Source organism: Streptomyces sp. NPDC005566 (assembly GCF_040605575.1).
Lineage (GTDB): Bacteria > Actinomycetota > Actinomycetes > Streptomycetales > Streptomycetaceae > Streptomyces.
In genome coordinates, this window is record NZ_JBEXDB010000001.1 from 463,466 (window position 1) to 487,651 (window position 24,186).

General features: G+C 70.3%; 20 protein-coding genes and 2 tRNA genes. 4 read left to right on the top strand and 18 right to left on the bottom strand.

From position 1 onward, the window contains the following. Positions 1-70: 70 nt before the first annotated feature. On the bottom strand, positions 71-904 hold the full coding sequence (locus ABZS61_RS02240) for an arylamine N-acetyltransferase (RefSeq protein ID WP_356414789.1): 834 nt from the start codon (positions 902-904) through the stop codon (positions 71-73). Positions 905-1,004: 100 nt separating this feature from the next. Between ABZS61_RS02240 and ABZS61_RS02245 the strand changes: the two genes are divergently transcribed. After that, the gene (locus ABZS61_RS02245; RefSeq protein ID WP_356414792.1) at positions 1,005-1,460 is read left to right on the top strand and encodes a pyridoxamine 5'-phosphate oxidase family protein; all 456 of its coding nucleotides are present in this window, start codon (positions 1,005-1,007) and stop codon (positions 1,458-1,460) included. Between the two features lie 32 nt (positions 1,461-1,492). On the opposite strand, the gene ABZS61_RS02250 is transcribed toward ABZS61_RS02245, so the two are convergent. The 5 genes from ABZS61_RS02250 to leuS all read right to left on the bottom strand — a co-directional run bounded on the left by ABZS61_RS02250 (position 1,493) and on the right by leuS (position 10,543). Then, positions 1,493-4,042, bottom strand: coding sequence for a ComEC/Rec2 family competence protein (locus ABZS61_RS02250; RefSeq protein WP_356414795.1), 2,550 nt, complete (start codon positions 4,040-4,042; stop codon positions 1,493-1,495). Further along, positions 4,039-4,926 carry a ComEA family DNA-binding protein gene (locus ABZS61_RS02255; protein ID WP_356414798.1) on the bottom strand — a complete coding sequence of 296 codons (888 nt, stop codon included), beginning with the start codon at positions 4,924-4,926 and terminating at the stop codon, positions 4,039-4,041. The genes ABZS61_RS02250 and ABZS61_RS02255 overlap by 4 nt, the downstream gene beginning before the upstream one ends. Positions 4,927-5,828: 902 nt before the next feature. Further along, the gene (locus tag ABZS61_RS02260) at positions 5,829-6,674 is read right to left on the bottom strand and encodes a DegV family protein (RefSeq protein ID WP_356414800.1); all 846 of its coding nucleotides are present in this window, start codon (positions 6,672-6,674) and stop codon (positions 5,829-5,831) included. Between the two features lie 112 nt (positions 6,675-6,786). Next, the gene (locus tag ABZS61_RS02265) at positions 6,787-7,479 is read right to left on the bottom strand and encodes a hypothetical protein (protein WP_356414803.1); all 693 of its coding nucleotides are present in this window, start codon (positions 7,477-7,479) and stop codon (positions 6,787-6,789) included. Between the two features lie 196 nt (positions 7,480-7,675). Beyond that, positions 7,676-10,543, bottom strand: coding sequence for a leucine--tRNA ligase (leuS, locus tag ABZS61_RS02270; protein WP_356414806.1), 2,868 nt, complete (start codon positions 10,541-10,543; stop codon positions 7,676-7,678). Between the two features lie 466 nt (positions 10,544-11,009). Between leuS and ABZS61_RS02275 the strand changes: the two genes are divergently transcribed. Beyond that, complete coding sequence (locus ABZS61_RS02275) at positions 11,010-12,482, top strand: hypothetical protein (RefSeq protein ID WP_356414809.1); 1,473 nt, start codon at positions 11,010-11,012, stop codon at positions 12,480-12,482. Next, entirely contained in the window at positions 12,479-14,053 is a 1,575-nt protein-coding gene (locus ABZS61_RS02280; RefSeq protein ID WP_356414812.1) for an NADH-ubiquinone oxidoreductase-F iron-sulfur binding region domain-containing protein, read from the top strand. Before ABZS61_RS02275 ends, ABZS61_RS02280 begins: the two co-directional genes overlap by 4 nt. 76 nt (positions 14,054-14,129) lie before the next feature. Here ABZS61_RS02280 and ABZS61_RS02285 read toward each other — a convergent pair. The 9 genes from ABZS61_RS02285 to ABZS61_RS02325 all read right to left on the bottom strand — a co-directional run bounded on the left by ABZS61_RS02285 (position 14,130) and on the right by ABZS61_RS02325 (position 19,253). Beyond that, positions 14,130-14,202: transfer RNA gene (locus tag ABZS61_RS02285), tRNA-Ala, on the bottom strand. A 141-nt stretch (positions 14,203-14,343) separates the two neighbouring features. Continuing rightward, positions 14,344-14,577 (bottom strand): hypothetical protein, encoded by a 234-nt coding sequence (locus ABZS61_RS02290; protein ID WP_329211167.1) that lies wholly within the window; start codon positions 14,575-14,577, stop codon positions 14,344-14,346. A gap of 490 nt (positions 14,578-15,067) precedes the next feature. Next, positions 15,068-15,140: transfer RNA gene (locus ABZS61_RS02295), tRNA-Ala, on the bottom strand. Positions 15,141-15,279: 139 nt separating this feature from the next. After that, the gene (locus ABZS61_RS02300) at positions 15,280-15,933 is read right to left on the bottom strand and encodes a histidine phosphatase family protein (protein WP_356415143.1); all 654 of its coding nucleotides are present in this window, start codon (positions 15,931-15,933) and stop codon (positions 15,280-15,282) included. Then, positions 15,930-16,361 carry a ribosome silencing factor gene (gene rsfS / locus ABZS61_RS02305; protein WP_056785448.1) on the bottom strand — a complete coding sequence of 144 codons (432 nt, stop codon included), beginning with the start codon at positions 16,359-16,361 and terminating at the stop codon, positions 15,930-15,932. Before rsfS ends, ABZS61_RS02300 begins: the two co-directional genes overlap by 4 nt. A gap of 81 nt (positions 16,362-16,442) precedes the next feature. After that, positions 16,443-18,176 (bottom strand): LCP family protein, encoded by a 1,734-nt coding sequence (locus ABZS61_RS02310; protein ID WP_356414817.1) that lies wholly within the window; start codon positions 18,174-18,176, stop codon positions 16,443-16,445. Positions 18,177-18,195: 19 nt separating this feature from the next. Continuing rightward, positions 18,196-18,813, bottom strand: coding sequence for a nicotinate-nucleotide adenylyltransferase (gene nadD, locus ABZS61_RS02315; RefSeq protein ID WP_329211163.1), 618 nt, complete (start codon positions 18,811-18,813; stop codon positions 18,196-18,198). A gap of 38 nt (positions 18,814-18,851) precedes the next feature. Further along, positions 18,852-19,016: a hypothetical protein gene (locus ABZS61_RS02320; RefSeq protein ID WP_189541543.1), complete on the bottom strand. Its 165-nt coding sequence runs from the start codon at positions 19,014-19,016 to the stop codon at positions 18,852-18,854. An 84-nt stretch (positions 19,017-19,100) separates the two neighbouring features. Then, positions 19,101-19,253, bottom strand: coding sequence for a hypothetical protein (locus ABZS61_RS02325; protein WP_356414822.1), 153 nt, complete (start codon positions 19,251-19,253; stop codon positions 19,101-19,103). 110 nt (positions 19,254-19,363) lie between these two features. Between ABZS61_RS02325 and ABZS61_RS02330 the strand changes: the two genes are divergently transcribed. Beyond that, positions 19,364-20,512, top strand: a complete 1,149-nt coding sequence (locus ABZS61_RS02330; protein ID WP_356414825.1) for a M48 family metallopeptidase — start codon at positions 19,364-19,366, stop codon at positions 20,510-20,512. Here the strand turns inward: ABZS61_RS02330 and ABZS61_RS02335 are convergent. The 3 genes from ABZS61_RS02335 to ABZS61_RS02345 all read right to left on the bottom strand — a co-directional run bounded on the left by ABZS61_RS02335 (position 20,442) and on the right by ABZS61_RS02345 (position 24,101). Next, entirely contained in the window at positions 20,442-21,563 is a 1,122-nt protein-coding gene (locus ABZS61_RS02335) for a hypothetical protein (protein ID WP_356414828.1), read from the bottom strand. The genes ABZS61_RS02330 and ABZS61_RS02335 overlap by 71 nt on opposite strands. A 577-nt stretch (positions 21,564-22,140) precedes the next feature. Continuing rightward, complete coding sequence (locus ABZS61_RS02340; protein WP_356414831.1) at positions 22,141-22,740, bottom strand: hypothetical protein; 600 nt, start codon at positions 22,738-22,740, stop codon at positions 22,141-22,143. Between the two features lie 77 nt (positions 22,741-22,817). Continuing rightward, the gene (locus tag ABZS61_RS02345) at positions 22,818-24,101 is read right to left on the bottom strand and encodes a glutamate-5-semialdehyde dehydrogenase (RefSeq protein WP_356414834.1); all 1,284 of its coding nucleotides are present in this window, start codon (positions 24,099-24,101) and stop codon (positions 22,818-22,820) included. Between the last annotated feature and the right edge of the window lie 85 nt (positions 24,102-24,186).

Sequence of the window (24,186 nt, forward strand, 5' to 3'; positions counted from 1 at the left end):
TCGGAATGAGTTGTGGCGAGGTGTTACCAAAGATCCGAATTGGTCGCTCCGCTTGTTCATGCCGCGTCTGTCACAGGTTCGGGTTCCGGCGCACCTCGGGCAGGACGGTGAGACGCAGCCCGAAGTGGTCTTCGTATGCGGCCAGTACCTCCGCGTCGGTGTCCAGCTCCGTCTCATGCCGCTCACCCTGAACGGTCGTGATCAGGGTGCGGCCGCTGAGTGTCACGCGCCCGGAGCCGGTGCGCCGGGAGCAGACGAGGGAACGCCTGAAGTAGGAGTCCGGCGAGGTCCGGTGGTACCAGCACCCTGCCCGGAAGTCCGCCAGCGCCCGTGGGCGGAGATCGAGACGGAACTGCCTGGAGCCGCCGCGCAGCAGGTCGAGGTCCCCGTGCGGAGCGGGCCTGAACCGGAACACGCCGATGGGGTCCTCCTGTTCGGTTCGCTCGTCCAGCGCCAGCGGCTGCACGGCGTGGTCGCCGAAACCCACGTCGGCCAGCCAAGGGCCCGTGTCGTCGTCGGTCTCCACACGCAACGCCATGTGGTCGTACGGAATGCCGAGCCGCCCGCCGTCGCCGAAGATCCGCGCCTGGAGCAGCGTGACGCGGAAGCCGAGCGCACTCAGAAGCGCGGCGAAGGCGCCGTTCAACTCGTAGCAGAAACCGCCTCTCCGGTCGGTCACGATCTTCTCGATGAGTCTCTCGTTCTCCAGGACGATGTCCTCGCCGTCGTGGATCGCCAGATTCTCGAAAGGCACTGTCATCAGGTGGCGGAGTTGCAGCTCGCGCAGAGCCGCCGCGTCGGAGCGAGCGGGGCGTGCGGCGCCGATGCGCTCCAGATAGGCATCGGCCCATGTGCAGGGGGAGATGCCGACAGTCTCCCTGAGCTCCAGCGATTCCTCGTTCATATCGGAATTCTGTCCCGGTTCGCGGTACTGCGCCATCAGCCACGGGTCCTAGGACCGCCGACGGAGGTCGTGGACACGGATGGTGGCTAGCGTGTGGACCATGACGGAACGAGAGCCGGCACGCGGCCCGGAGCAGCGCAAACAGGACGTACTCGATCACCTGGAGAAGGACGACGACGCCTGGGTTGCCACGGCCTCGGCGGACGGCATGCCCTGCCTGGTGCCGCTGTCGTTCGTGTGGGACGGAGGGATGCTGCTGCTGGCCACCCGGCGCACCAATCCGACAGCGGTCAACGTGACGCCGTCCGGACAGGCAAGGGTCACCTTGGGCCACACCCGTGATGTGGTGCTGATCGAGGGGACGGCCGAGATCGTGGAGGGGGCGGAGCTCCCCGCCGAGTCCGGTGACGCGTTCACCTCGAAACTCCACTGGGACCCGCGAGGCCGACCCGCATGGGTGTACCTGCGCATCACCCCGGACACCGTCAAGGCGTGGCGGGAGGAGAACGAGCTGACCGGGCGCGAGCTGATGAAGGAGGGGAGCTGGCTGATCTGACAGGTGGCCGCCGCACCGCCCGGGCCGGGCGCTCATGAGCGGCCTGCCGCGCGCAGTTCCGCCCCGGCGCCCGTCACCGCGATCGCACCATCGGTGTCCGTACGCAGAACCTTCGCTCCCGCCGCTCCGAGCGCCTCGACCGTTCGGGCCGCCGGATGTCCGTACGGATTGTCCGCTCCGCACGAGATGAGGGCGAGCCTCGGACGAACACTGCGCAGGAGAGCGGGGTCCTGGTACGCGGAGCCGTGGTGCGCCACCTTGAGCACGTCCACCCGGGGCAGCGCCGGGTAGCTGCGCAACACCCCCTGCTGGGCCGGGGGTTCGAGGTCACCGAGGAGCAGGAGGGTAAGCCCGCCGGACCGCACGTAAAGGGTGACGCTGGAGTCGTTCGGCTCCTCGGTGACGAAGGCGGGCGCCGTACCTCGCGCATCTGCTGCCGGCCAGAGCACCCGCCAGTCGAGCGGGCCGATCCGCCGGTGCTCCCCGGGAAGCGCCGGCACCATGGGAATGTGCGCCGCAGCCGCCGTTCTCCTCACGAACGAGGCCTGATCCGCCGGTTCGCCGAGGCTCGTCGTCTGGATCGCTCCGACCTGCCTTCCACGCAGCGCACCCGGCAGGCCGCGCACATGGTCGGCGTGGAAGTGGGTGAGGACGAGGAGCGGTACGCGCGTGATGCCGAGGTCGCGCAGGCACCGGTCGACGAGGCGGGGATCGGGACCGGTGTCGACGACGACCCCCGTGCCCTCGCCCGCGGCGAGCACCATGGCGTCTCCCTGCCCCACGTCGCACATGGCGAACGCCCAGCCCGGAGGCGGCCATCCGGTCATGATCCGGGTGAGCGGCACCGGTCTCAGTACGGCGAGGACCAGAAGGAGGCCTGCGGCCGAACAGACCCAGGGATGGCGGGCGATGCGGCGGGCGGACAGCACGACGAGGACGGTGAGACCGGCCAGGAGTGCCGCCCCCGGCCAGCCTCCCGGCCAGTCGGCCTCCGCTCCCGAGAAGCCCGCTCCGTGGCGGGCCACCGACGCGATCCATCCGACCGGCCACCCGGCGGCCTGGGCCAGCAGTTCGGCCACGGGCATGGCCACCGGGGCGAGAGCGAGCGCAGCGAACCCCAGGACGGTCGCGGGCGCCACCGCGAACTCGGCCAGCAGATTGCAGGGGATCGCCACCAAACTGACCCGTGAGGCGAGGACCACGACCACGGGGGCACACACCGCCTGAGCGGCGCCTGCGGCGGCCAGCGCCTCGGCGAGGCGCGGCGGAACCCGATGCCGTTGCAGGGCACTGCTCCAACGCGGCGCAAGCGTGAGCAGAGCCCCGGTGGCCAGCACGGACAGCAGGAATCCATAACTGCGGGCCAGCCACGGGTCGTACAGCACCAGCAGCAGGACAGCGGCGGCCAGCGCAGGGAGGAGCGATCTGCGACGGCCCGTGCCGATGGCGAGCAGTGTGATCATGCCGCAGGCCGCCGCGCGCAGGACGCTCGGCTCGGGGCGGCAGACGAGGACGAAGGCGAGCGCGATCCCACCGCCGGTCAGGGCGGTCATCCGCAGGGAAATTCCCAGCCGGGGTGCCAGACCGCCGCGTTCGCTGCGCAGTGCCGTGCCCGGTGGGCCGATGAGCAGGAAGAGCAGGATCGACAGGTTGGCCCCCGAGACGGCGAGCAGGTGGGTGAGGTCCGTGGCCTTGAAGGCGTCGTGCAGCTCGGGCGGGACCCGGGAGGTATCGCCGACCACCAGCCCGGGCAGGAGCGCCCGCGCATCGGGTTCGAGCCCGTTCGACGACTCCCTCAGTCCGGCACGCAGCTCTCCCGCCGTGCGGTGGAGGAGTGTCGGCCGGCCGATGATCCGCGGCGCCTCGTCGGCGTCCGTGCCCAGCACCGCGGCAAGGCGCTCCCCTTCGTGGCGCGGTGGTGCGAGCCGTCCGCTCAGACGGAGCTTGGTCGACGGCAGCAGCCGACGCCACTGCGCCGCCGCGTCACCGGGCGCGACCATGACGAGGACGGGGGTACGGAGCCTGGTGACGGCACCCCCGGGAGCCGTCAGCCGATCGACCTCGGCGTCGAGGAGCAGCGACATGGGGGTGCTGTGGTCGCCCCGGACCCCCGGCCGGGTCTGCCGCGGGTCGGACGTGACCGTCACCTCCGCCTCGACCCGGGTGTGGTCCCGCGCCAGGCCGGGGACGGGGCCGCTTCGCACATCCGCCGCGTGGAGCCCGGCCGCTGCGGCCCCGGCCGCAGCACAGAGCAGTGCCGCGGCAGCGGCTGTCGCCCTGGCCCCGGGCCGCCACTCCCATCCGGCTCCCCCCGTGTGCGGGTCACCATCGGCGTACCCACCGGTCCCGGCGCGTCCCGCCCGGGCCGGCAGCCGAGGCGCCACCAGGAGCCCCAGGGCGAGGCAGGTGCAGACGACGGCCCCCGCTGCCGCCCATCGCCCTGGCACCACGAGGGCGAGCGCGGCCGCGGCCCATGCCGCCAGGGCGGGCGGGACGAGCCGGAGATCGACCGGACCTTCCTGGCGCGGATCGGCGGCACCCAATCGGCCACCCGCGACCGTATGGACGTCGGCGCTGGTCATGGCCTGACCAGCGGCCGGAGATCCTCGAATCGGCGATCACCGATCCCGTTGACTTCGCGGAGTTCGTCCACGGACCGGTAGCCCCCGTGCTCGGTGCGGTAGTCGACGATGTGCTGGGCGAGTACCGGTCCGACGCCGGGGAGTGTCTCCAGCTGCTCGACGGTGGCGGTCGTCAGACTGACCGGCGTCGGGGGTCCCACCTGCCCTCCTCTCCCGCCCCCGCCGCCGGCTGTTCCGTCCGCCGATCCGCCCGCGGCGGGCTGGACAGCGGGCACGCCCACCACGACCTGCTCGCCGTCCGTCAGAACCCGAGCCCGGTTGAGCGCGGTGACGTCCGTGCCTTCTCGCACTCCTCCCGCGGCGCGCAGTGCGTCGGCAACACGTGACCCAGCGGGCAGACGCTGGATTCCCGGCCGCCGCACCTTGCCGCTCACGTCGACGACGATCTGTCCGCCCATCGCTGCGGGGAACGGCGGCCCGGCAGACGGCCCTGGCGTAAGGCCGGGGCCGCCTGAGGAGTCGAAGGATCCCGGCGCGGCCGCGTGCGCCGCTGCGGCCTCCTTCACCTGCTCGGGAGCGTGTACGGGCTGAGGGCGCGCCGACCAGAAGTGCACGGCGGCCAGAGCTGCGGCCCCTGCGAGGACAAGAGCGAGCGCTGCGAGCGCTTTTGGTTCCAGACCGCACCGGAGCCGCACCCACAGGGGTAACCGATCCCGCAGAGCGGGCCCGACAGCACGCCACCACCGCGACACCGCTGTCGTGCCTCCGCTCACGGGCGGTGCGCCACGCACCTGTTCCGGCTCCGCCGTCGCCCGGGCGGCGGCAGGGCTTGCCGCCGACGTGGAGGCCGACGACCAGGAGGGAACCGTCCTGGCGCCACGCACACGAGCGGAGGCGGGGCCGGGAACGCGAGCGGGTGCCCGAGTGGATGCGGAAGCCGCCGGAGGCCCCCCGGAATGGCCCGAGTCCCGTGGAAAGACCGTGGCTGGGGCAGGGGGTACGGCAGGAGGGCGGGGTACGACCGGAGTACCGGCTGCGACGGGTGAACGGGCACTCACCGGAGCACCGGTTGCGAACGTCACAGGGTTCGTCGTCGCCCCGGCGGGGGCAGGGGTGACGACCGCAGCAGGGGCAGCACTTCCTCTCGCGTGCCGGCCGCCGGCCCCTCCGTGCGCCCCCATCAGCGCGTCCGCGCGGCGACGTGAAGCCGCGGCGACCTCACCATCGCGTCCCCGCCCGGCCCTGCGCCGGTGACCCCGGCGGGCGCCGGGTCCCGTGCCCGCCCTTCCCCCGGGCCGGACGCCGGGACCACTGCCCGCACGGGGAGCGCCGCTACCAGGACCGTGCCGGGCATGTTCGGCAGAACCCTGAATCGGGCCAGGGTCAGGGGGCGATCCGGGCACATGCCCGTACCCATGCGCTGGCCCACGTGTGGCGTGGCTGGTCGGTCGGAGTGTGGCGTGGCTGGTCGGTCGGATGGTTGCGCGGCTGGCTGCGTGAAGTGATCGGAGGGCCATGTGTCACGACGCTAGACACTTCCTTCAATTCCCGTCCGGAAGCCTCAATTCCGGTGGATAACTTACCGGTTGTGAATATTTCCCTCACCCGCCGGAGTGAGACCGACAGCCGGACACGCAGGGCAGGATCATCCGAACCAGCTGGAGGAATCAACGGGCGGGATCAAAGGACGGGTATCGCCGGGCTGGTTCAAAGGGCTGGACCGACGGGCGGGACCAAGGGGCCTGACCAACGGGGCCTGACCAACGGGGCGGATGAACGGGCAGGATCAACGGGGCGAAACCACTGCCCCCAACAGCCCGGGCCCGGTATGTGCCCCGATCACCGCACCCACCTCGCTGACATGCAGCTCGGCCAGCCCCGGAACCCGCTCGCGCAGCCGTTCCGCCAGCCGCTCCGCCCGCTCCGGGGCGGCCAGGTGGTGCACCGCGATGTCCACCGCACCCGAGCCGGCCCGCTCGGCGACGAGCTCTTCGAGCCGTGCGATCGCCTTGGACGCCGTCCGCACCTTCTCCAGCAGTTCGATGCGTCCGCCGTCCAGTGTGAGCAGCGGTTTCACCGCGAGCGCGGAGCCGAGCAGCGCCTGAGCGGCGCCTATGCGCCCGCCCCGGCGCAGGTAGTCGAGTGTGTCGACGTAGAAGTACGCGGATGTGCCGGCTGCCCGCTTCTCCGCCGCCGCGACCGCCGCGTCCAGGTCACCGCCTGCCCCGACCGTCTCCGCCGCGGCCAGCGCGCAGAATCCGAGCGCCATGGCGACCATGCCGGTGTCCACCACTCGCACCGGCACCGGCGCGTCCTTCGCGGCAAGCAGTGCGGCGTCGTACGTGCCCGAGAACTCGGCCGAAAGGTGGAGGGAGACGATGCCCGTGGCCCCGGCCTCGGCCGCGGCGCGGTAGGTGGCGGCGAAGACTTCCGGGCTGGGCCTGGACGTGGTCACGGAGCGGCGCTTCTGCAGGGCCAGAGCCAGCGACCTGGCCGAGATCTCCGTGCCTTCCTCCAGAGCCTGGTCACCCAGGACAACGGTCAGGGGCACTGCGGTGATGCCGTGCCGTTCCATCGTCTGGCGCGGCAGGTAGGCCGTTGAATCGGTGACGATCGCGACATGGCGGGACATGAGCCGGAGGTTACCTTCCGGGACGGGGGCACGGCAGCTCGGGCCCGGACTGCCGATCATTCCCAGTCGGTCCGGAAAGATTTCTGCCGGTCCCGGTCACGGGCGTTACGGGTCAGTTCGTGGTCTCCGGCCTGGCGGACTTCTGCCACGGGTACCCGGTCTGCAGTCGCGGGTCCGGCGGCGTGAGCGCCTGCGGTGCCTCTTCGTCGGCCGGGCCACTCCAGCTCTGCGCCGGCGCACCGTCCTGCGTCGACGGCTCCTCCGTCGTCCAGTGCCGCAGGGCACCTGCCTCCACGTCGATCTGGGCGTTCAGCGCCGCCAGGTCGTCGTCGGCGAACTGCCGCGCCCGGTCACGCGCCGCCCAGCGCAGCGACTCCGCCGAGTGCGTGATGCGCTCCGTGCGCTCCTTCAGGCTCGGCAGCAGCGTGGCGACCGTCGCCCTGTCGGGTTCGCGCTCCAGCCTCTTCAGTTCGCTGTCGAGCTCTCGTCCGTGCGCGCTGAGCCGCTGGAAGAGTCCCATCGACTCCGAGAGCGAGGAATCCTCCGCCACCCCCGCACCGAGTGCGTCCTGGGTGGCCCGCATCGACGTCCGCAGAGCGAGCCGCAGCTGCGCAAGCTCCCCCTGGACGCCCGGCTGGCCGTAGCTCTTGGCCCGCAGCGCGGTGTCCTCCACGGAGCGGCGCGCCTGCGTGATCGTGCGGTCCACGCCACGCTTGGCGGCGCGGACGGCCTTCACTCCGGCGTACACCCCGAGCGCCATGAACGCGACGAAGAGCAGCGTCAGGATCAGGATCACGGCTTCCATGAACGCCCCTCGGTTTCGATTCGGCTGCCGGTGTGCGGCCGCCCCTTCTACGGTAAACGGAACGGGCAGGCCAGGGGTTCCATCGGAACCCCCAACCTGCCCGTAGGGGAAAGCCCCAAGGCCGGTCCGACAACCGCTCCGCGACCGCGAGGGCGGGCCCGGAACCGTACAGGACCGGCTCAGCGGGCCCCGGCCGTCACGCGGGGACGATGTTGACCAGCTTCGGAGCCCGCACGATCACCTTGCGGATCCCGGCTCCGCCCAGCGCGGCCACGACGCTCTCGTCGGCCAGCGCCAGCGCCTCCAGCTCCTCGTCAGTGATCGACGGGGAGATCTCCAGGCGTGCCCTGACCTTGCCCTTGATCTGCACCACGCAGGTCACGGTCTCGTCCACGACGTAGGCCGGGTCGGCGACCGGGAAGTCCTGGTGCACGACGGACTCGCTGTGGCCCAGACGGCGCCACAGCTCCTCCGCCACGTGCGGAGCCAGCGGTGCGACCAGCAGCACCAGGCGCTCGGCGACGGACCGCGACAGCGGGCCGCCCGACTTCGTCAGGTGGTTGTTCAGCTCGGTGACCTTGGCGATGGCGGTGTTGAAGCGCATCCCGGCCATGTCCTGGCCGACACCGTCGATGGCCTTGTGCAGCGCCCTCAGCGTGTCCTCGTCGGGCTCGGTGGCGACCACGGTGACCTCACCGGTCTCCTCGTCGACCACATTGCGCCACAGCCGCTGCAGCAGCCGGTACTGGCCCACCACGGCTCGCGTGTCCCACGGCCGCGAGACATCCAGCGGGCCCATGGCCATCTCGTACAGGCGCAGTGTGTCCGCCCCGTACTCGCCGCAGATCTCGTCGGGCGTCACGGCGTTCTTCAGGGACTTGCCCATCTTGCCCAGGACACGACTGACCTTCTCGCCCTGGTGGTAGTACGCCCCGTCGCGCTCCTCGACCTCGGTGGCCGGGACGGCGATTCCGCGGCTGTCCCGGTACACGAAGGCCTGGATCATGCCCTGGTTGTACAGCTTGTGGAACGGCTCGGCGGACGAGACGTGTCCCAGGTCGTGCAGCACCTTGGACCAGAAACGCGCGTACAGCAGGTGCAGCACGGCGTGCTCGGCGCCGCCGACGTACAGGTCGACACCACCGGTCGGCTGACCCTCCCGCGGCCCCATCCAGTACTGCTCGATCGCCGGGTCGACCAGCTGCCGGTCGTTGCGCGGATCCAGGTAGCGCAGCTCGTACCAGCAGGAACCCGCCCAGTTCGGCATGGTGTTGGTCTCGCGGCGGTACTTCTTCGGCCCGTCGCCCAGGTCCAGCGTGACGTTGACCCAGTCGGCGTTCCGTGACAGCGGGGTCTCGGGCTGGGTGTCCGCGTCCTCCGGGTCGAAGGTGCGCGGCGAGTAGTCCTCGACCTCGGGCAGCTCCAGCGGCAGCATCGACTCGGGCAGCGGGTGGGCGATGCCCTCCTCGTCGTACACGATCGGGAAGGGCTCGCCCCAGTAGCGCTGCCGGCTGAACAGCCAGTCACGCAGCCGGAAGTTGACGGTGCCTTCTCCGACGCCGTGCTCCTGCAGCCACTCGGTGATCTTCGCCTTGGCGTCGACGACGCCCAGACCGTCCAGCGAGATCTCGTCGTTCGCCGAGTTGACCAGCTTCGCCTCGTACGAGGCGAAGGCGTTCTCCCAGGTCGACGGGTCGGTGCCGCGGTCGTCCGACGGTTCGACGACGCAGCGCATCGGCAGCTCGAAGGCGCGCGCGAAGGCGAAGTCCCGCACGTCGTGCGCGGGTACGGCCATGATCGCGCCTGTGCCGTAGCCCATCAGGACGTAGTCGGCGATGAAAACCGGGACCTTCGCGCCGCTGACGGGGTTGGTCGCGTACGCGCCGGTGAAGACGCCGGTCTTGTCCTTGGCCTCGGCCTGGCGCTCCACATCGGACTTGGCGGCGGCCTGCTTGCGGTACGCCGTCACGGCCTCGGCGGGGCTCGCGTGGCCACCGGTCCACACCGGATGGGTGCCCTCGGGCCAGGCCGCGGGGATGATCCGCTCGACCAGCTCGTGCTCGGGTGCCAGCACCATGTAGGTGGCACCGAACAGGGTGTCCTGACGGGTGGTGAATACGGTGATGTCACCGGCTCCGTCGACCGGGAAGTCGACGCGCGCGCCTTCGGAGCGACCGATCCAGTTGCGCTGCTGCAGCTTGATGGCCTCGGGCCAGTCCAGCCCGTCCAGGTCGTCCAGCAGCCGGTCCGCGTAGGCCGTGATGCGCATGTTCCACTGGCGCAGCTTGGCCTTGAAGACGGGGAAGTTGCCGCGCTCGGAACGGCCGTCGGCCGTCACCTCTTCGTTGGCCAGCACGGTCCCCAGCCCCGGCGCCCAGTTGACGGGTGCCTCGGAGGCGTACGCCAGGCGGAACTGCCCCAGGACATCGGCGCGCTCGGCCGAGCTCAGCGCGCTCCACTCGCGGCCGTCCGGGGCCGGGCGCTCACCGCTCTCGAACTGGGCGACCAGTTCGGCGATCGGGCGTGCCCGGTCGGCCGCGGTGTCGTACCAGGAATTGAAGATCTGCAGGAAGATCCACTGGGTCCACTTGTAGTAGTCCGCGTCGATCGTCGCGAAGGAGCGGCGCTTGTCGTGGCCCAGGCCCAGCCGGCGCAGCTGGACCTTCATGTTCTCCATGTTGGCCTCTGTCGAGGCCCGGGGGTGCGTACCGGTCTGCACGGCGTACTGCTCCGCGGGCAGTCCGAAGGCGTCGAAGCCCAGGGTGTGCAGGACGTTGTGCCCGGTCATCCGCTGGTGGCGGGCGTAGACATCGGTGGCGATGTAGCCCAGCGGGTGGCCGACGTGCAGACCCGAACCCGAGGGGTACGGGAACATGTCCATGATGAACTTCTTCGGCTTGGCGGCCAGTTCCGGATTGTCCGCCAGGTCACCGGTGGGGTTCGGTGCCTCGTACGTCCCCTCGGCGTCCCAGAAGTCCTGCCAGCGTGCCTCGATGTCGGCGGCCATCGCTGCCGTGTAGCGGTGCGGCGCAGCCACCTCGACTGCGGAATTCGTCTCGCTCATGATCCTCAAAGCTCCATCGATCGTCATCTGCCGGCGCCCACGTCTACGGACACACGTCTACGGAAACGAAAAATCCCCTCGCACAGGAGGGGACGCCGCGCCGAGTCCGACCAGGCATTCTCACCGGTCGGGAGTGATCAGCGCGGCTCGCTAAGCAGAAGGCGTACGGCACGCATGGCGTCAGGGTACCGCACAGCCCCGGAGCGCTGCCGGGCACATACCCGTCACAGAGGGCCCGCGGGGGCGCCGCGCACCCGGGCCGACGCACCACGACTTCACCACGATCCCTACGCAGTACCTACACACTCCGGGGGTTACTCCGCGTACTGCCCTCTTTCGGGGCAACAACTCAAACCTCGTACTGGCCGGTATGCAGCGACTTAGCATGCGGCAACGGGACCGCTTTGCCGAACCATTCGGAGTCGCCCCCATGAAGCCTCATCGCAGGATCCGCTCATCCCCCTCAATGAGCAGCAGCCCAGGACTGAGCCGCCCGATGCAGGGCGGACTGACCGTCGCCGCGCTGGTGCTCCTCCCTCTGGTCGCCGTCGCAGGGAGCGACGGCTTGCGCGCCGGACTCGACTTCACGACCGGCGTCCTGACGCTGGTGTCGCTCACTGCTGCGGTCGCCTGGGGCCTGCTGGCCACCGACCGGATTTTCCTCTCGACCCGTCAGCGGCTGGTCGGCCAGGGCATCCACCGGGCCGCCGCTGTCACCTCGCTCGGCTTCCTCCTGCTGCACGGCACCGTGAAGGTCTCGCTCGGGCACGTGGAACTGATAGGTGCCCTCATACCCTTCGGCCTCGGCGTGAGCGGCACGGCCGGACTCATCGGCTTCGGGTCGCTTGCCGGCCTGCTGATGATCGTCGCTGCGGCAACCGGGGCCATGCGCAGCGTCTTCGCCACCCCGGGGAAGATCGCCGGCCGCTGGCGTGCGCTGCACGCGCTCGCCTATCCGGCCTGGTGCTCCGCACTGCTGCACGGCCTGTACGCCGGCCGCCAGGCTGCTACCTGGGTCGTCGTCATGTACAGCCTCTGCCTGCTCGCTGTGGCCGCCGCACTGTGCCTGCGGCTGCTGCCTGCCCCGACCAAACGCCTGATCACTGATCTGGTCACCACCCTGATCAGTCCCGACGGCCCTCCCCAGGACTCCGACCCGGTGAAACGCAATTCCCCGCTCCCCGGCGCGGAACACCTGCCTCCGCAGCCTGGCGAGGGACGGCGGCGACAAGGACTGCCGCCCGAGGCACCCGGGTGGGGTGACGAACGCGAGGTGCGCGGCACCCCGGTCCGCCCCCGTACGCTCGCCGCCCCCTCCCCGCCGCTGTACGAGGCCCCTCAGTACGGGGCCACGCCGGACGAGACCCCTCTGTACGAAGCCCCGCCGCGCAGCTCCGAGCGGCTCGGTCCGGGCCTCGACGCCACAACGGCGGCAGGGGCAACAACGGGACCGGGACCAGGGCCGGGCATCTCCGCCGCCTATCGCGCCGTCTCCCGGCCACCCGAGCCCCCGCAGGAACGTGCGGCGGACGGCCTCTGGCCCGCACCGTCCCCCGCACCCCCCGCGCAGGCGCTCAGGCCTCCCTACGGCCCCGACCCCTCTTACGATCCCGAGCACGCGTACGCGCGCACCCAGGAGTCCACGGCCTACTCCACACCCTCACCCGCCGAGACGGCATACGCATACGTCCCGCCCTCGCCCGCCGAGACGGCCTACGTCCCGCCCTCGCCCGCCGAGACGGCCTACGCCACGCCCTTGTACACCGAGACCGCTTACGCCTACCCCGATGCCACTTCGACCGGTTACGTCCCCCCGGCCGACCCGTCCGGATACGACGGCAGTGGCGCCCGGGGTATCGCCGACACCGAACAGCTGCCAGGGCTCTATCCGCCTCCCGCAGGGGAGCCCTGGCACGCACCCGCAGGAGACCGACCGTGAATGTCCCCCTCCCCGATGTACCCGAGGTCCGTGTAGTCGGCCTTCCCCAGCTGACTACCGGCTTCGACCTGGTCGAGCGGATCGATCTCGCCATGCACCTGAAGGTGCACGGCCCGCTCGAACCCATGAACGGCGAGCGCCTTGCCGAACTGGCCGAGTCCATCTCCCTGCGCGGCCGGGGCGGCGCAGGTTTCCCGTTCGGCAAGAAGCTGCGCGCCGTGGCGAAAGCCTCCATCCGGCGTGGAGTGCGGCCCGTCGTCGTGATCAACGGCAGTGAGGGCGAGCCCGCCTGCCGCAAGGACACCGTCCTGCTCAACCGCGCCCCGCATCTCATCCTCGACGGCGCCCTGCTCGCGGCGGAGGCACTCGGCGCGCGCACCCTGGTCGTCGCCGTCACCCGCAACTCCACGGAGATCTCCATCCGAGCCGCCCTGGCGGAGCGCGGGCTGTCGGACCGGCGGGGGCAGCACCTGCGCGCCCGGGTCGTTCGCACCCCGGAGCGCATGGTCTCGGGCGAGGCCTCCGCGGTCATCCGGGCGGTGAACGGTGGCCCCGCACTGCCGCCGGGCCGCCGGGAGCGCGCGGCGGAGTCCGGAGTGGCCGGCGCCCCGACCCTGCTGTCGAACGCGGAGACGTACGCACAGCTCGCCGTCGCCGCCCGGATCGGCTCCCGCCGCTACGGGCACACCGGCCTGCCCGACGAGCCCGGCACGGTCCTGCTCACCGTCTCCGGGGCCGTGGCGCGCCCCATGGTCATCGAGGTACCCACCGGAGTGCCCCTGCGGTATGTCCTGCAACTGGCCGGTGCGCCGCCGATGCCCCAGGGCGTGCTCACCGGCGGCTATCACGGCAACTGGATCGACGCGAACGCCTCGCACGACGCCGTCGTCTCCCGGGCGTCCCTGGCTGCGGCGGGTGGTGCGCTCGGTGCGGGGGCCATCCTGCCGATCGGCCCGGAGACCTGCCCGATCGGCGAGTCGCTGCGCATCGCGAACTGGCTGGCGGCCGAGACCGCGGGCCAGTGCGGGCCGTGCAAGCTGGGGCTGCCGGCCGCGGCCGGCGGGCTCTCCGACGTACTCAACGGCGGTGGACCTGCCGCCCTCGAGGCACTGCGGGAGGTGACCCAGGCGGTGAAGGGCCGGGGGGCGTGCAAACATCCGGACGGCTCGGCGCGCTTCCTGGCGTCCACCCTGTCCGCGTTCACGGACGACCTGGCGGCACATGTCCTGGGCGGCGGCTGCGGACGCGAGACGCTCGGGGTGCTGCCCCTGCCGGCTCCCGGTTACGAGGACGTGGAGGAGTCGATTCCGAGCGGCGAGAAGCTGGCGGTCGACTGGACGCTCTGCCGGGGCCACGGACTGTGTGCGGACATCGTGCCCGAACTGATCAGACTCGGCCCCGACGGCTACCCGGCGCTCGCGGACACCGCCGTTCCGATGCACCTGCGGGGCCGCGCCCAGCGCGCCGTACGGCGATGCCCGGAGCTCGCCCTCCGCATCGAGCAGGCCCCTGCCGAACGTCCGGCGCTCCCGAGCGCCCAGCGGAAGGCCCTGGGCAGCGGACGCAGTTGATCCGAGCCCCACTCCACCGCTTGCGGTGCACAACGAGAAGCGGTCCATCCGATTCGGATGGACCGCTTCTTCACTGTGGAGCTAAGGAGAATTGAACTCCTGACCTCCTGCATGCCATGCAGGCGCTCTACCAACTGAGCTATAGCCCCTCGCTTATCGCCCGGTTCCCCCGGCGACATCGAGAACATTACACGGTCCCCCCGGCCCTTCACCAAATCGTTTCCAGTCTGTCCCGATATGCCCGACCGGGGAGGCCTTGACCAGCAACGGGTCCGGCCACTCGGACCTCGTCAGGCGGTGGCGAAGGAGTAGAACCGCTTGAGGGTGCAGTGCTCCTCCAGGAGCCGTCCGTAGATGGGCTCCCCCTCCAGCTCCCGGTACGTCTCGATGGGGTCGCCTTTTATGATCAGCGCCCGCGCGCACTCCTCGCACCAGTACTGGAACTCCGAATTGACCGGATCCATGTCCCTGACGATGGGCGTACCGCTGCCGCACCAGTCGCACTTCCGCCTGTGTGCACCCATCGGTCAGCTCCGACTGTGGCCGCAGGCCGTGCACGCGTGGGGTGCCTCTTGCGGGACCTCCGGGCCGGGGGGCGCCTTGGAGGTAAGGGGCAGGTCCGGGACCTGTTCGCGGCTCGCAGGCATCGCGCTCCCTCCCGATCGGTCCATCGCCCCCTCCGGCGGTCCGATTCTGCCATGGCCCCGCAAGGGGGTCAGCCCGCCGACTGCCGGACTGCCTGTATAAGCCGTACGGAACCGGCCACCGTGCACGCGAAAAGGGCTTGAAACGTTCCCGACGGGAGGAGGAGAGATGACGAGGGTGCTCCGGACCTCAGGGCGACAGTCCTGCCACCCCAGAACCTGACCGACTGAACGGCACGACGGCACGACGGCACGACGGCACGACGCCACGACGCCACGACGCCACGACGCCACGACGCCACGACGCCACGACGCCACGACGCCACGACAAAGGATCCCGCCCCCTGCCGGGGACGGGATCCTGTGATTGTGGAGCTAAGGAGAATTGAACTCCTGACCTCCTGCATGCCATGCAGGCGCTCTACCAACTGAGCTATAGCCCCGCTGTTCGCTGTGTTTCCCTGCGTTTCCGCGCTGCGAACAAGAAGAACTTTAGCCTGCGACCAGCCGGAAAGTGAAATCCGGCCCCCGCCGGCCGGAGACACCTTCCGGCGCGGCCCGGAGACACCCTCCGGACACCCGCTAATCGTCGTCGCCGAGCACCGGTTCGGGGAGTGTTCCGGCATTGTGCTCGAGCAGTCGCCAGCCCCTCGCACCTTCGCCGAGCACGGACCAGCAGCAGTTGGAGAGCCCGCCGAGGCCCTCCCAGTGGTACGCCTCCAGACCGAGCAGCCGGCCGATCGTCGTCCGGATCGTGCCTCCGTGGCTCACCACGACGAGCGTGCCACCATCGGGCAGCTTCGCGGCGTGCTCCAGGACGACCGGAGCAGCCCGGTCGGCGACCTCGGTCTCCAGCTCACCACCACCCCGGCGCACGGGTTCCCCGCGCTTCCAGGCGGCGTACTGCTCGCCGTACTGCCCGACGATCTCCTCATGGGTGAGACCCTGCCAGGCGCCCGCATACGTCTCGCGCAGTGCGGAGTCGTGTGCGACTTCGAGGCCGGTGACCGAGGCCAGCTCGGCAGCCGTGGCCGCTGCTCGCTGCAGGTCCGAAGCCACGATGGCGTCAGGCTTCAGCGAGGCGAGCAGCCGGGCGGCCCTATGGGCCTGTCCGACGCCGGCCTCGGTGAGCTCGATGTCCGTGGAACCCTGGAATCGACGCTCCAGATTCCACGCCGTCTGGCCGTGCCGCCATAGGACGATCCTGCGGCCTCTGCCGCCCTTGCTGCCGTTCAGCTCTGCTCACCTTCCGTGACACCGTGGAGCTGTGCGTGCTCCTCGGCCTTGCCCCGGGTCTTGAGGGCGTCCTCGGGGAGGGCGATCTCGGGGCAGTCCTTCCACAGGCGCTCGAGCGCGTAGAAGACACGCTCCTCGCTGTGCTGGACGTGGATCACGATGTCGACGTAGTCGAGGAGGATCCAGCGGGCGTCGCGGTCGCCCTCGCGGCGTACCGGCTTGGCGCCTAGCTCCTTCTGCAGCCGCTCCTCGATCTCGTCGACGATCGACTTGACCTGGCGGTCGTTGGGAGCCGAGGCCAGCAGGAAGGCGTCGGTGATCGACAGCACGTCGCTGACGTCGTAGGCGATGATGTCGTGCGCGAGCCGGTCGGCTGCCGCCTGGGCGGCAGCGTTGATGAGCTCGATGGAGCGGTCCGTGGCGGTCACATGCAGGCTTTCGTCGGCGGTCAGATCAACCTCTAGGGTCTCACGGACCGCCGACAGCCCTTACGACGTTTACGCCGGGTGCTACTTGATCTTGTAGTTCTGGCCGAGCACGACGGACACATCGGCATTCGACGCGGGCTTGCCCTGCTTCACCGAGCTCGTCGGCAGACCCAGGGTCTTGGCGACCTCGACCGCCTTCGCCTTGTCCTCGGCAGCCCTGTAGAGGACCTGGGACGACGCCTCGGCGCCTGCCTTCCCGCCGTCCACGAACGCGTATCCGCCGTTGACCAGCTGGACTCTGGCGAATTCCGTGCCGTCCGCGTTGCCCGTGGCGTTCTTGACTCCGACCCGTACCGCCGCGCCCTGGTCCGGGGCCTTCACGGTGCCGCCCAGGATGTCCTTGACGACGCTCTCCGTCGCCTCGTCCGTGAGGGTGCCGTCGTCCTGGACCGGGAGCAGCGCCGTCTTGTAGTCGCCCACCTTGGCGTGCCCGGCGAGTTTCGCCAGCGAGGCGCCCAGGTCCTGCTCGGGCAGCGACGGGTCGAGGATCTGCGCGAGGGTCTCCACGGTGACCGTGGCGGCCTTGGGGTCCTCGGACGTCTTGCGCAGAACACTGCGCATGACCTGTCCGAACCGCAGCAGCTGCTTCGCCTCCGGCTCACCGGGACCCCGGTAGGTGGCGTACGCGACGGCCATCTGGCCGCTCAGCGTCTGCGCCTCGCCCTTCCTCACGAGCGGCGACGCGCCCTTCTGGACATCGGGTACATCGACGTCTGTGTCGACCTCGATGCTACCCACGAGCTCGACGAGGTTCTCCAGGTACGGGGTGTCGAGCCGCCAGGTGCCACTGATCTTGGTGCCGAGCAGGGTGTCGATCGCCTCGCGCGTGCCGGTGGACCCGTCGTCGTCGACGGACTTGCCGAGGGTGGTCGTGGAGCCGTCGTCCGTGGCCACGGAGAGCGAGTTGGGAAGCAGGACGGTGGTGCCCTGCTCGGTGGTGACGTTGTCGACGAGCAGCGCCGTGGAGGTGCCGCCCTTCTTGGTGTTGTGCAGATGGACGACGATGACGTCCCGCTGCTGCGGACCTGTCGCCGTGTTGTTCTGCTTGTCCTGGTCCGAGAGGCCGGGAATCTTGCCCGCGTACCAGAGGTAGCCGGCGCCGCCGACCACCACGAGGGCCAGGACGACTATCAGCGCGACGATCCGCTTGCGCCCGCGGCGTCGCGCTTCCTCGCGCCGTTCGCTGCGGCTCTCGGTGAATTTCAGCCAGTCGATGACGTCTTCGGAGTCCTCGTCGGGCTCCTCGATGAACGAGAACTGCTCGGTGCGGTAGTCGCGGTCGGCGCGGCGCTGCTCGGGTACGACGGGTTCGGGCGCCGGCTCGGGCGCACGCCGCGGCTCGGGCTCCGGTGGTGCGGCCATCGGGCTCTGGGGCTGCGGGGTGTTCCACTGCTGGGTGGAGTCGTCGACGGCGGGCTGCTGGCCGGTGTCGTAGCCGTAGTTCCCGTAGCCGCCGTCGTAGTCGTAACCCTGCTGCTGAGGCTGCTGGGGCTGCTGAGGAGCGGCATACGGGTCGTACTGCTGCGTACCCGCGTACGGGTCGTAGCCGTATCCCTGGCCGGCCCCGTACGCCTGCTGCGTCTGGGCCTGCTGCGTCTGCCCGTCCTGTCGGGGGGCCTGCTGGGGCTGCTGCGCATACGGGTCGTACGGCTGCTGCCCTTGCTGCTGGTAGACCGGCTGCCCGTACTCGTCGTAGCCGATGATCTGCGGCTGCTGTTGGTAGTACGGGTCGTACGGGTTCTGTCGGTCGTTCACCGGTGCCCCTCTCCGTGGCTCATTCGCCGCGGTACAGCTGGCGCTTGTCGATGTAGCGGACCACACCGTCCGGCACCAGGTACCAGACAGGATCCCCCTGCTGGACCCTCGCTCGGCAGTCTGTGGACGAGATCGCCAGCGCGGGTACCTCCACGAGCGAGACCCCGCCCTCGGGCAGTCCGTCGTCCGTGAGCACATGACCCGGCCGGGTCACACCGATGAAGTGGGAGAGCGAGAAGAGCTCTTCCGCGTCACGCCAGGTGAGGATCTGGGACAGCGCGTCGGCGCCGGTGATGAAGAAGAGGTCCGCGTCGCCGTGGACCGCACGCAGGTCCCGAAGCGTATCGATCGTGTACGTCGGTCCGCCACGGTCGATGTCGCTGCGGCTGACCGAGAACTGCGGGTTGGACGCCGTGGCGATGACCGTCATCAGGTAGCGGTCCTCTGCCGGGGACACGTTCTTGTGGCTCTTCTGCCACGGCTGCCCCGTCGGGACGAAGATCACCTCGTCGAGGTGGAAATGGGCGGCCACTTCACTGGCCGCCACCAGGTGTCCGTGGTGGATCGGGTCAAACGTCCCGCCCATCACGCCGAGTCGGCGCTTGCCGCGGCCGGTAGGCACTTCCTGCTCTCCCATGCGTGCAGACCCTACTGGCACAGCTGTTCGCCTCTGCCTCAGCGGTCTCGGTTGAAGCGGGTCGTGATCCACAGAAGCAGCATGAGCGCGACGAACGCACCGCCGCCGGTGAGGTACGGGCTGAGGCTTTCGTGGTTGCCACCCTGCTCGCCACCTTCGGAGGCGAGGGTGACCAGCTGGTGCGCGGTGCTCGTGAGGCTCATCTTCGGCAGGACCTATCGATCGGGAGTCGGAAGGAAGACGTCGCGGACATCGTATGCGGGCGCCGCGGGCACGCTCACGCCGACTCAGTCGTTGTTGTCGTCGTTGCGGTATCCGCGCAGCAGGAACCAGGCGAGCAGGGCAGCTCCGACGAGCGAGACGAGCAGCACGATGCGGAGCGTATCGCCGGGCCCCTGGTCCTCGGATGCGGCAGCGAGCACTGCGACGGTGTACGGCATTTCGGGCGCTCCTCAAAGTTATCCACAGCCCCCCGCACACCGTAGCGCCAGCACCTACGCTGGGTTTTGTCAGGGGGACGAGCGACGTCTCGTACGAACAGGGGGCATCCATGACCGACAACAGTCACGAGAGCGTGCCGAGCAGGCAGCGCAGGCGATTCCCGGGTATCTCCTCCCGGGCGTACGAACACCCGGCGGACCGCTCGGCCCTGGTGGCCCTGCGCAAGCTGAGCGGTTTCGACACCGTTTTCAAGGCGCTCAGCGGACTGCTCCCTGAGCGCAGCCTGCGGCTGCTCTTCCTCTCGGACTCCGTCCGGGTGAGCGACGCGCAGTTCACCCACCTCAACGACATGCTGCGGGACGCCTGTTACATCCTGGACCTGGAGAAGGTCCCGCCCATGTACGTCAATCAGGACCCGCAGCCGAATGCCATGTGCATCGGTCTCGACGAGCCGATCATCGTCGTGACGACGGGCCTGGTGGAGCTGCTCGACGAGGAGGAGATGCGGGCGGTCGTGGGCCACGAGGTGGGCCACGCGCTCTCCGGTCACGCGGTGTACCGGACGATACTTCTCTTCCTGACCGGCCTTGCTCTCAAGGTGGCCTGGATCCCGCTCGGCAACGTCGCGATCATGGCGATCGTGACGGCGCTGCGCGAGTGGTTCCGCAAGTCGGAGCTGTCCGCGGACCGGGCCGGACTTCTGGTCGGGCAGGACCAGCAGGCGTCGATGCGCGGTCTGATGAAGATCGCGGGCGGCAACCACCTCCACGAGATGAATGTCGATGCCTTCCTCGCCCAGGCCGACGAGTACGAGAAGGGCGGCGATCTGCGCGATTCCGTGCTCAAGATCCTCAACGTGCTGCCCCGCTCGCACCCCTTCACCACCGTGCGGGCGGCCGAGCTGAAGAAGTGGTCGGAGACCCGCGAGTACCAGCGGATCATGGACGGCCATTACCCCAAGCGCGAAGAGGACAAGGACACCTCGGTGACGGATTCCTTCCGGGAGTCCGCCTCGCACTACGCGGACACGGTGCGCACCAGCAAGGACCCGCTGATGAAGCTCGTCGGTGACATCGCAGGCGGTGCGGGTGACCTGGGGGGCAAGCTCCGGGACAAGTTCACCGGGGCAAGCGGCGGGAGCAACGGCGGTGGGGCCGCAGGAAAGGGCGGAGCCTCGTCCTCGGACTCTACGGAGCGCTCCGATGGGACCTGGAGGCGTCCGGACCCGGAAGAGGGCTCGGAGCCGGCGGGGGGCTGACCGCCAGGGTGCCGCACAGCGCCGCCGTGGGCAGGCCCGTGGCATACGGGTCCGTACCGGCCGGGCCCCGGGTGTCTGCCCGCTGGCCGGCGAACAACGGACGCAGTGCGCCCGCCGCATCGGCGGAGCACGCCTGCGGGCCGGCCTGGACGTAGGCGCTCCGCACCTCCAGTCGGTGCAGCCTGAGGTCTTCCCGGTCCACGAAGAAGTGCATCTCGCGCCGCACGGTGAACAGCGACGCGCCATCCGGGCGGTGGGGACCGGATACGGCCGGGCGCAGGGCGTACGTGAAGGTGTGGTCGGACATGACCTCCAAGGTGTCCGACCCCGCCTCCGCGTAGGAGAGCGTGCCCTGTACCCGTATCTCCGGGTCCGCGAGCTCCACCTCGGCCGGGTCGAAGCGCACGAGCCAGCCCGTCGCCATGTGCTGGCCGTCGCCGTCGGGTGCGCTCACACTTCGGTCGAACTGGGGCGTCTGGTCCGGGTCGATCAGCCGCCCGACCGGCCGCACCATGCCACCGGTCAGCACATCGGGGTCGAGCGAGGACTCCACCAGGTAGTCCTTGACCGTGATCAGGGCTGTCGTCACCTGGCTGTCCGAGAAGTTCTTCGTCCGCCGGACCGCCGGCAGGTTGATGCCCGCCGCGCCGGACCGGTGTCCCGCTGCCGGGCCCGTGGCGAAGAGCGCGTCAGGGGTCCCGCCGCGCACGGCGCCCCGGGGAGCGAGGGGAATCAGAGTCGTCCGCAGAGGCTCGGCATGCCTGCCCGCGGGCGTCGGATAGGGGTTGCGGAAGCCGACGTAGACCGCGGCGGCGAAAGCAAGCGCGATGAGCGCGACCAGGGCGACAGCGGCCCTGGAGTGCCGGCGGCCGGCGCGGCCGGGCAGGGAACGCACGGCGCGGGCGTGTTCGCCCATCCGTTCCTGGGCGGAGAACTCCTGGAGGCGGGCAGCACGGACAAACGATTCGTCGAAGACGAGGGAGCGGTACTCGTCCTCACCGCTCGAGGAGTTCTCGGGCGGACCTTCCGGCGGTTCTCCGCGGCCTGTCATGACTTCTCCCGATCTCCACGCCACCGGCGAGGGCGGGCGCTGGGGCCCACCTCAGCCGAAGGGCACCGGGCCGGCCTGTCCGTCACGGGTTCGATGCAGGGATGAGTGAGGGGCCCTCCCCCCGGGGACGGGGGCGGGGAGAGGGATCACGGGGTCATACCTTCAGATTGGGTCGATCGACATCAAGGTAAACGCCGTGCAGGTGGGAGCGCAGTCGGGGAGGCACGCGGTTACGCCACAGGGTTATGCCTTTGCCGGCCCCACCGGATTGCCCCACCCGCGTGACGCCGACCGCTGCTCACCGGAGACCGCACCGTCGGAGGCCGATGCGCCCATGGCCGCGCGGTCTGCGCCACGGTCGTCCGCCTCCTGTCTCCTGCCTGTTCGCCGACCCGCCCCGTCGGCCTGTCACGCCTGTCCGCCACCGCTCGGCGCCACATCCGCTCGGCGCCACATCCGCTCATGACGCGCATCCGCGACGGCTACCCCCGCCCGTGCGTCACGGCGTGCGTAGGGGCCCTCATCACCGCGTGCGTGACTGCCACGGCCAACATCCCGGCGTGCGTAACCGCCTGCGTCACGGTGTGCGTGGGATCGCGGAGACCGCCGGGCGGGAGTAGTCGGCCGAGGCGGAGGGGGCGACGCCGGGCTTGTCGACCCCGCTCGTCACCGGCGGTGGGACCTGGTCCTGCCGGTTGCCCGCAGCACCGCGGTAGACGGCACTGAAGGCCAGCGCGACCATGCCGATCCCCATCAGCACGGCCAGCAGCCACGCGACCGGTCGGTGCCAGCGCGCGCTGCCCCGATAGGGGCGCAGAGCCCCGCCGTGGCGCCCGTAGGGGCCGCTGTCGTCCTCGTAGTCACCGTCGGGGCCGTCGAGGTCACATGGATCCCCGAAAGCCCGCTCACGGCCGTACAGGCCGTCCGGCCCGTAGCCGTCGTCGTGGAGGTCGTCGTCCATGGTGCCGCCGCCCGAACGCGCCCTGGCCGCCTCGGCCTCGGCGCGGGCCTCCGCGGCAGCGAGCAGGCGCTCGACGGCAGTGGGTTCGTGGATCTCGGCGGACCGGACGAAGTCCTCGTCGAACACCACGGAGGCGAAGTCCTCGTCCGCGCCCCCGCGGTCGTCGTCGGGCTCCCAGCCGTCCGGGAACGGCCTGCCCCCCACGTCGTCCGGCACAGCTTCAGCGTAGCCCCGGCGGGGCGTTTTGGGCAGAGAGCCCACACATTCGCCCACCCCGCCCGGTGCGTACCGGGTTACCGGATGTGGCCGTCGCCGGTGACGATGTACTTCGTCGAGGTCAGTTCCGGCAGCCCCATCGGCCCACGGGCGTGCAGCTTCTGTGTGGAGATGCCGATCTCCGCGCCGAAACCGAACTGCCCGCCGTCCGTGAAGCGCGTGGAGGCGTTCACGGCGACGGTCGTGGAATCCACCAACTGGGTGAACCGGCGGGCCGCAGCCTGTGACGTGGTCACGATGGCCTCGGTGTGGCCGGAGGACCAGAGCCGGATGTGGGACACGGCCGCCTCCAGCGACTCCACGACGGCCGCCGCGATGTCGTACGAGAGGTACTCGGTCTCCCAGTCCTCCGGCGTCGCCGCGACGACGGTGGCCTTGGACCCCTCCGCGTACTCCAGCACCCGCTCGTCACCGTGCACGGTGACCCCGGCGTCGGCCAGCGCCTCCAGGGCCCGCGGCAGGAAGTCCGCGGCGATGTCCTTGTGGACCAGGAGCGTCTCCGCTGAGTTGCAGACGCTCGGGCGCTGCGCCTTGGAGTTGATCAGGATGTCGACGGCCATGTCGAGGTCCGTCTGCGCGTCCACGTACACATGGCAGTTGCCGGTACCGGTCTCGATGACGGGGACGGTGGACTCCTCCACGACCGTTCGGATCAGCGAGGCGCCGCCTCGCGGGATCAGCACGTCGACGAGGCCGCGGGCTCGCATCAGCTCGCGTACGGAGTCGCGGTTCTCCCCCGGAACCAGCTGCACCGCGTCGGCCGGGAGACCCGACCCGCCCACCGCGTCCCGCAGTACCCGCACGAGGGCGGTGTTGGAGGCGTACGCGGAGGACGATCCGCGCAGCAGCACGGCGTTCCCGGACTTCAGGCAGAGGGCCGCGGCGTCGACCGTCACATTGGGCCGGGCCTCGTAGATGATGCCGACCACTCCGAGCGGTACCCGCACCTGGCGGAGGTCGATGCCGTTGGGGAGGGTGGATCCGCGTACCACTTCGCCGACCGGGTCGGGCAGGGCCGCCACATCGCGCACATCGGCGGCGATCGCGCGGATCCGCTCGGGGGTGAGGGTGAGCCGGTCGACGATCGACTCGCTCGTACCGGCCTCGCGTGCGCGCTCGACGTCCTCGGCGTTGGCCGCGACGATCTCGCCGGTACGCACCTCGAGCGCGTCCGCGATCGCCAGCAGCGCGTCGTCCTTCGCCGAGCGCGGCAGCGGGGCGATGTCGGCGGCGGCGGCGCGTGCGCGGTAGGCGGCCCGGGCAACCGGGGACATGTTGTCGTACGGCGAGAGCGTGGTCATGCCCGCAGGGTAGTGCGCACACTGCGGGCATCCGTCACGTATCCCGTGATGCGAGACAAGCACGCCGGTACCTGTGCACCCTGCA

Coding starts and splice junctions, on each gene's coding strand:
- ABZS61_RS02240 (WP_356414789.1), bottom strand. CDS start 904: ATGAACGAGGAATCGCTGGAGCTCAGGGAGACTGTCGGCATCTCCCCC.
- ABZS61_RS02245 (WP_356414792.1), top strand. CDS start 1,005: ATGACGGAACGAGAGCCGGCACGCGGCCCGGAGCAGCGCAAACAGGAC.
- ABZS61_RS02250 (WP_356414795.1), bottom strand. CDS start 4,042: ATGACCAGCGCCGACGTCCATACGGTCGCGGGTGGCCGATTGGGTGCC.
- ABZS61_RS02260 (WP_356414800.1), bottom strand. CDS start 6,674: ATGTCCCGCCATGTCGCGATCGTCACCGATTCAACGGCCTACCTGCCG.
- ABZS61_RS02265 (WP_356414803.1), bottom strand. CDS start 7,479: ATGGAAGCCGTGATCCTGATCCTGACGCTGCTCTTCGTCGCGTTCATG.
- leuS (WP_356414806.1), bottom strand. CDS start 10,543: ATGAGCGAGACGAATTCCGCAGTCGAGGTGGCTGCGCCGCACCGCTAC.
- ABZS61_RS02275 (WP_356414809.1), top strand. CDS start 11,010: ATGAGCAGCAGCCCAGGACTGAGCCGCCCGATGCAGGGCGGACTGACC.
- ABZS61_RS02290 (WP_329211167.1), bottom strand. CDS start 14,577: ATGGGTGCACACAGGCGGAAGTGCGACTGGTGCGGCAGCGGTACGCCC.
- nadD (WP_329211163.1), bottom strand. CDS start 18,813: ATGGGAGAGCAGGAAGTGCCTACCGGCCGCGGCAAGCGCCGACTCGGC.
- ABZS61_RS02320 (WP_189541543.1), bottom strand. CDS start 19,016: ATGAGCCTCACGAGCACCGCGCACCAGCTGGTCACCCTCGCCTCCGAA.
- ABZS61_RS02325 (WP_356414822.1), bottom strand. CDS start 19,253: ATGCCGTACACCGTCGCAGTGCTCGCTGCCGCATCCGAGGACCAGGGG.
- ABZS61_RS02330 (WP_356414825.1), top strand. CDS start 19,364: ATGACCGACAACAGTCACGAGAGCGTGCCGAGCAGGCAGCGCAGGCGA.
- ABZS61_RS02335 (WP_356414828.1), bottom strand. CDS start 21,563: ATGACAGGCCGCGGAGAACCGCCGGAAGGTCCGCCCGAGAACTCCTCG.
- ABZS61_RS02345 (WP_356414834.1), bottom strand. CDS start 24,101: ATGACCACGCTCTCGCCGTACGACAACATGTCCCCGGTTGCCCGGGCC.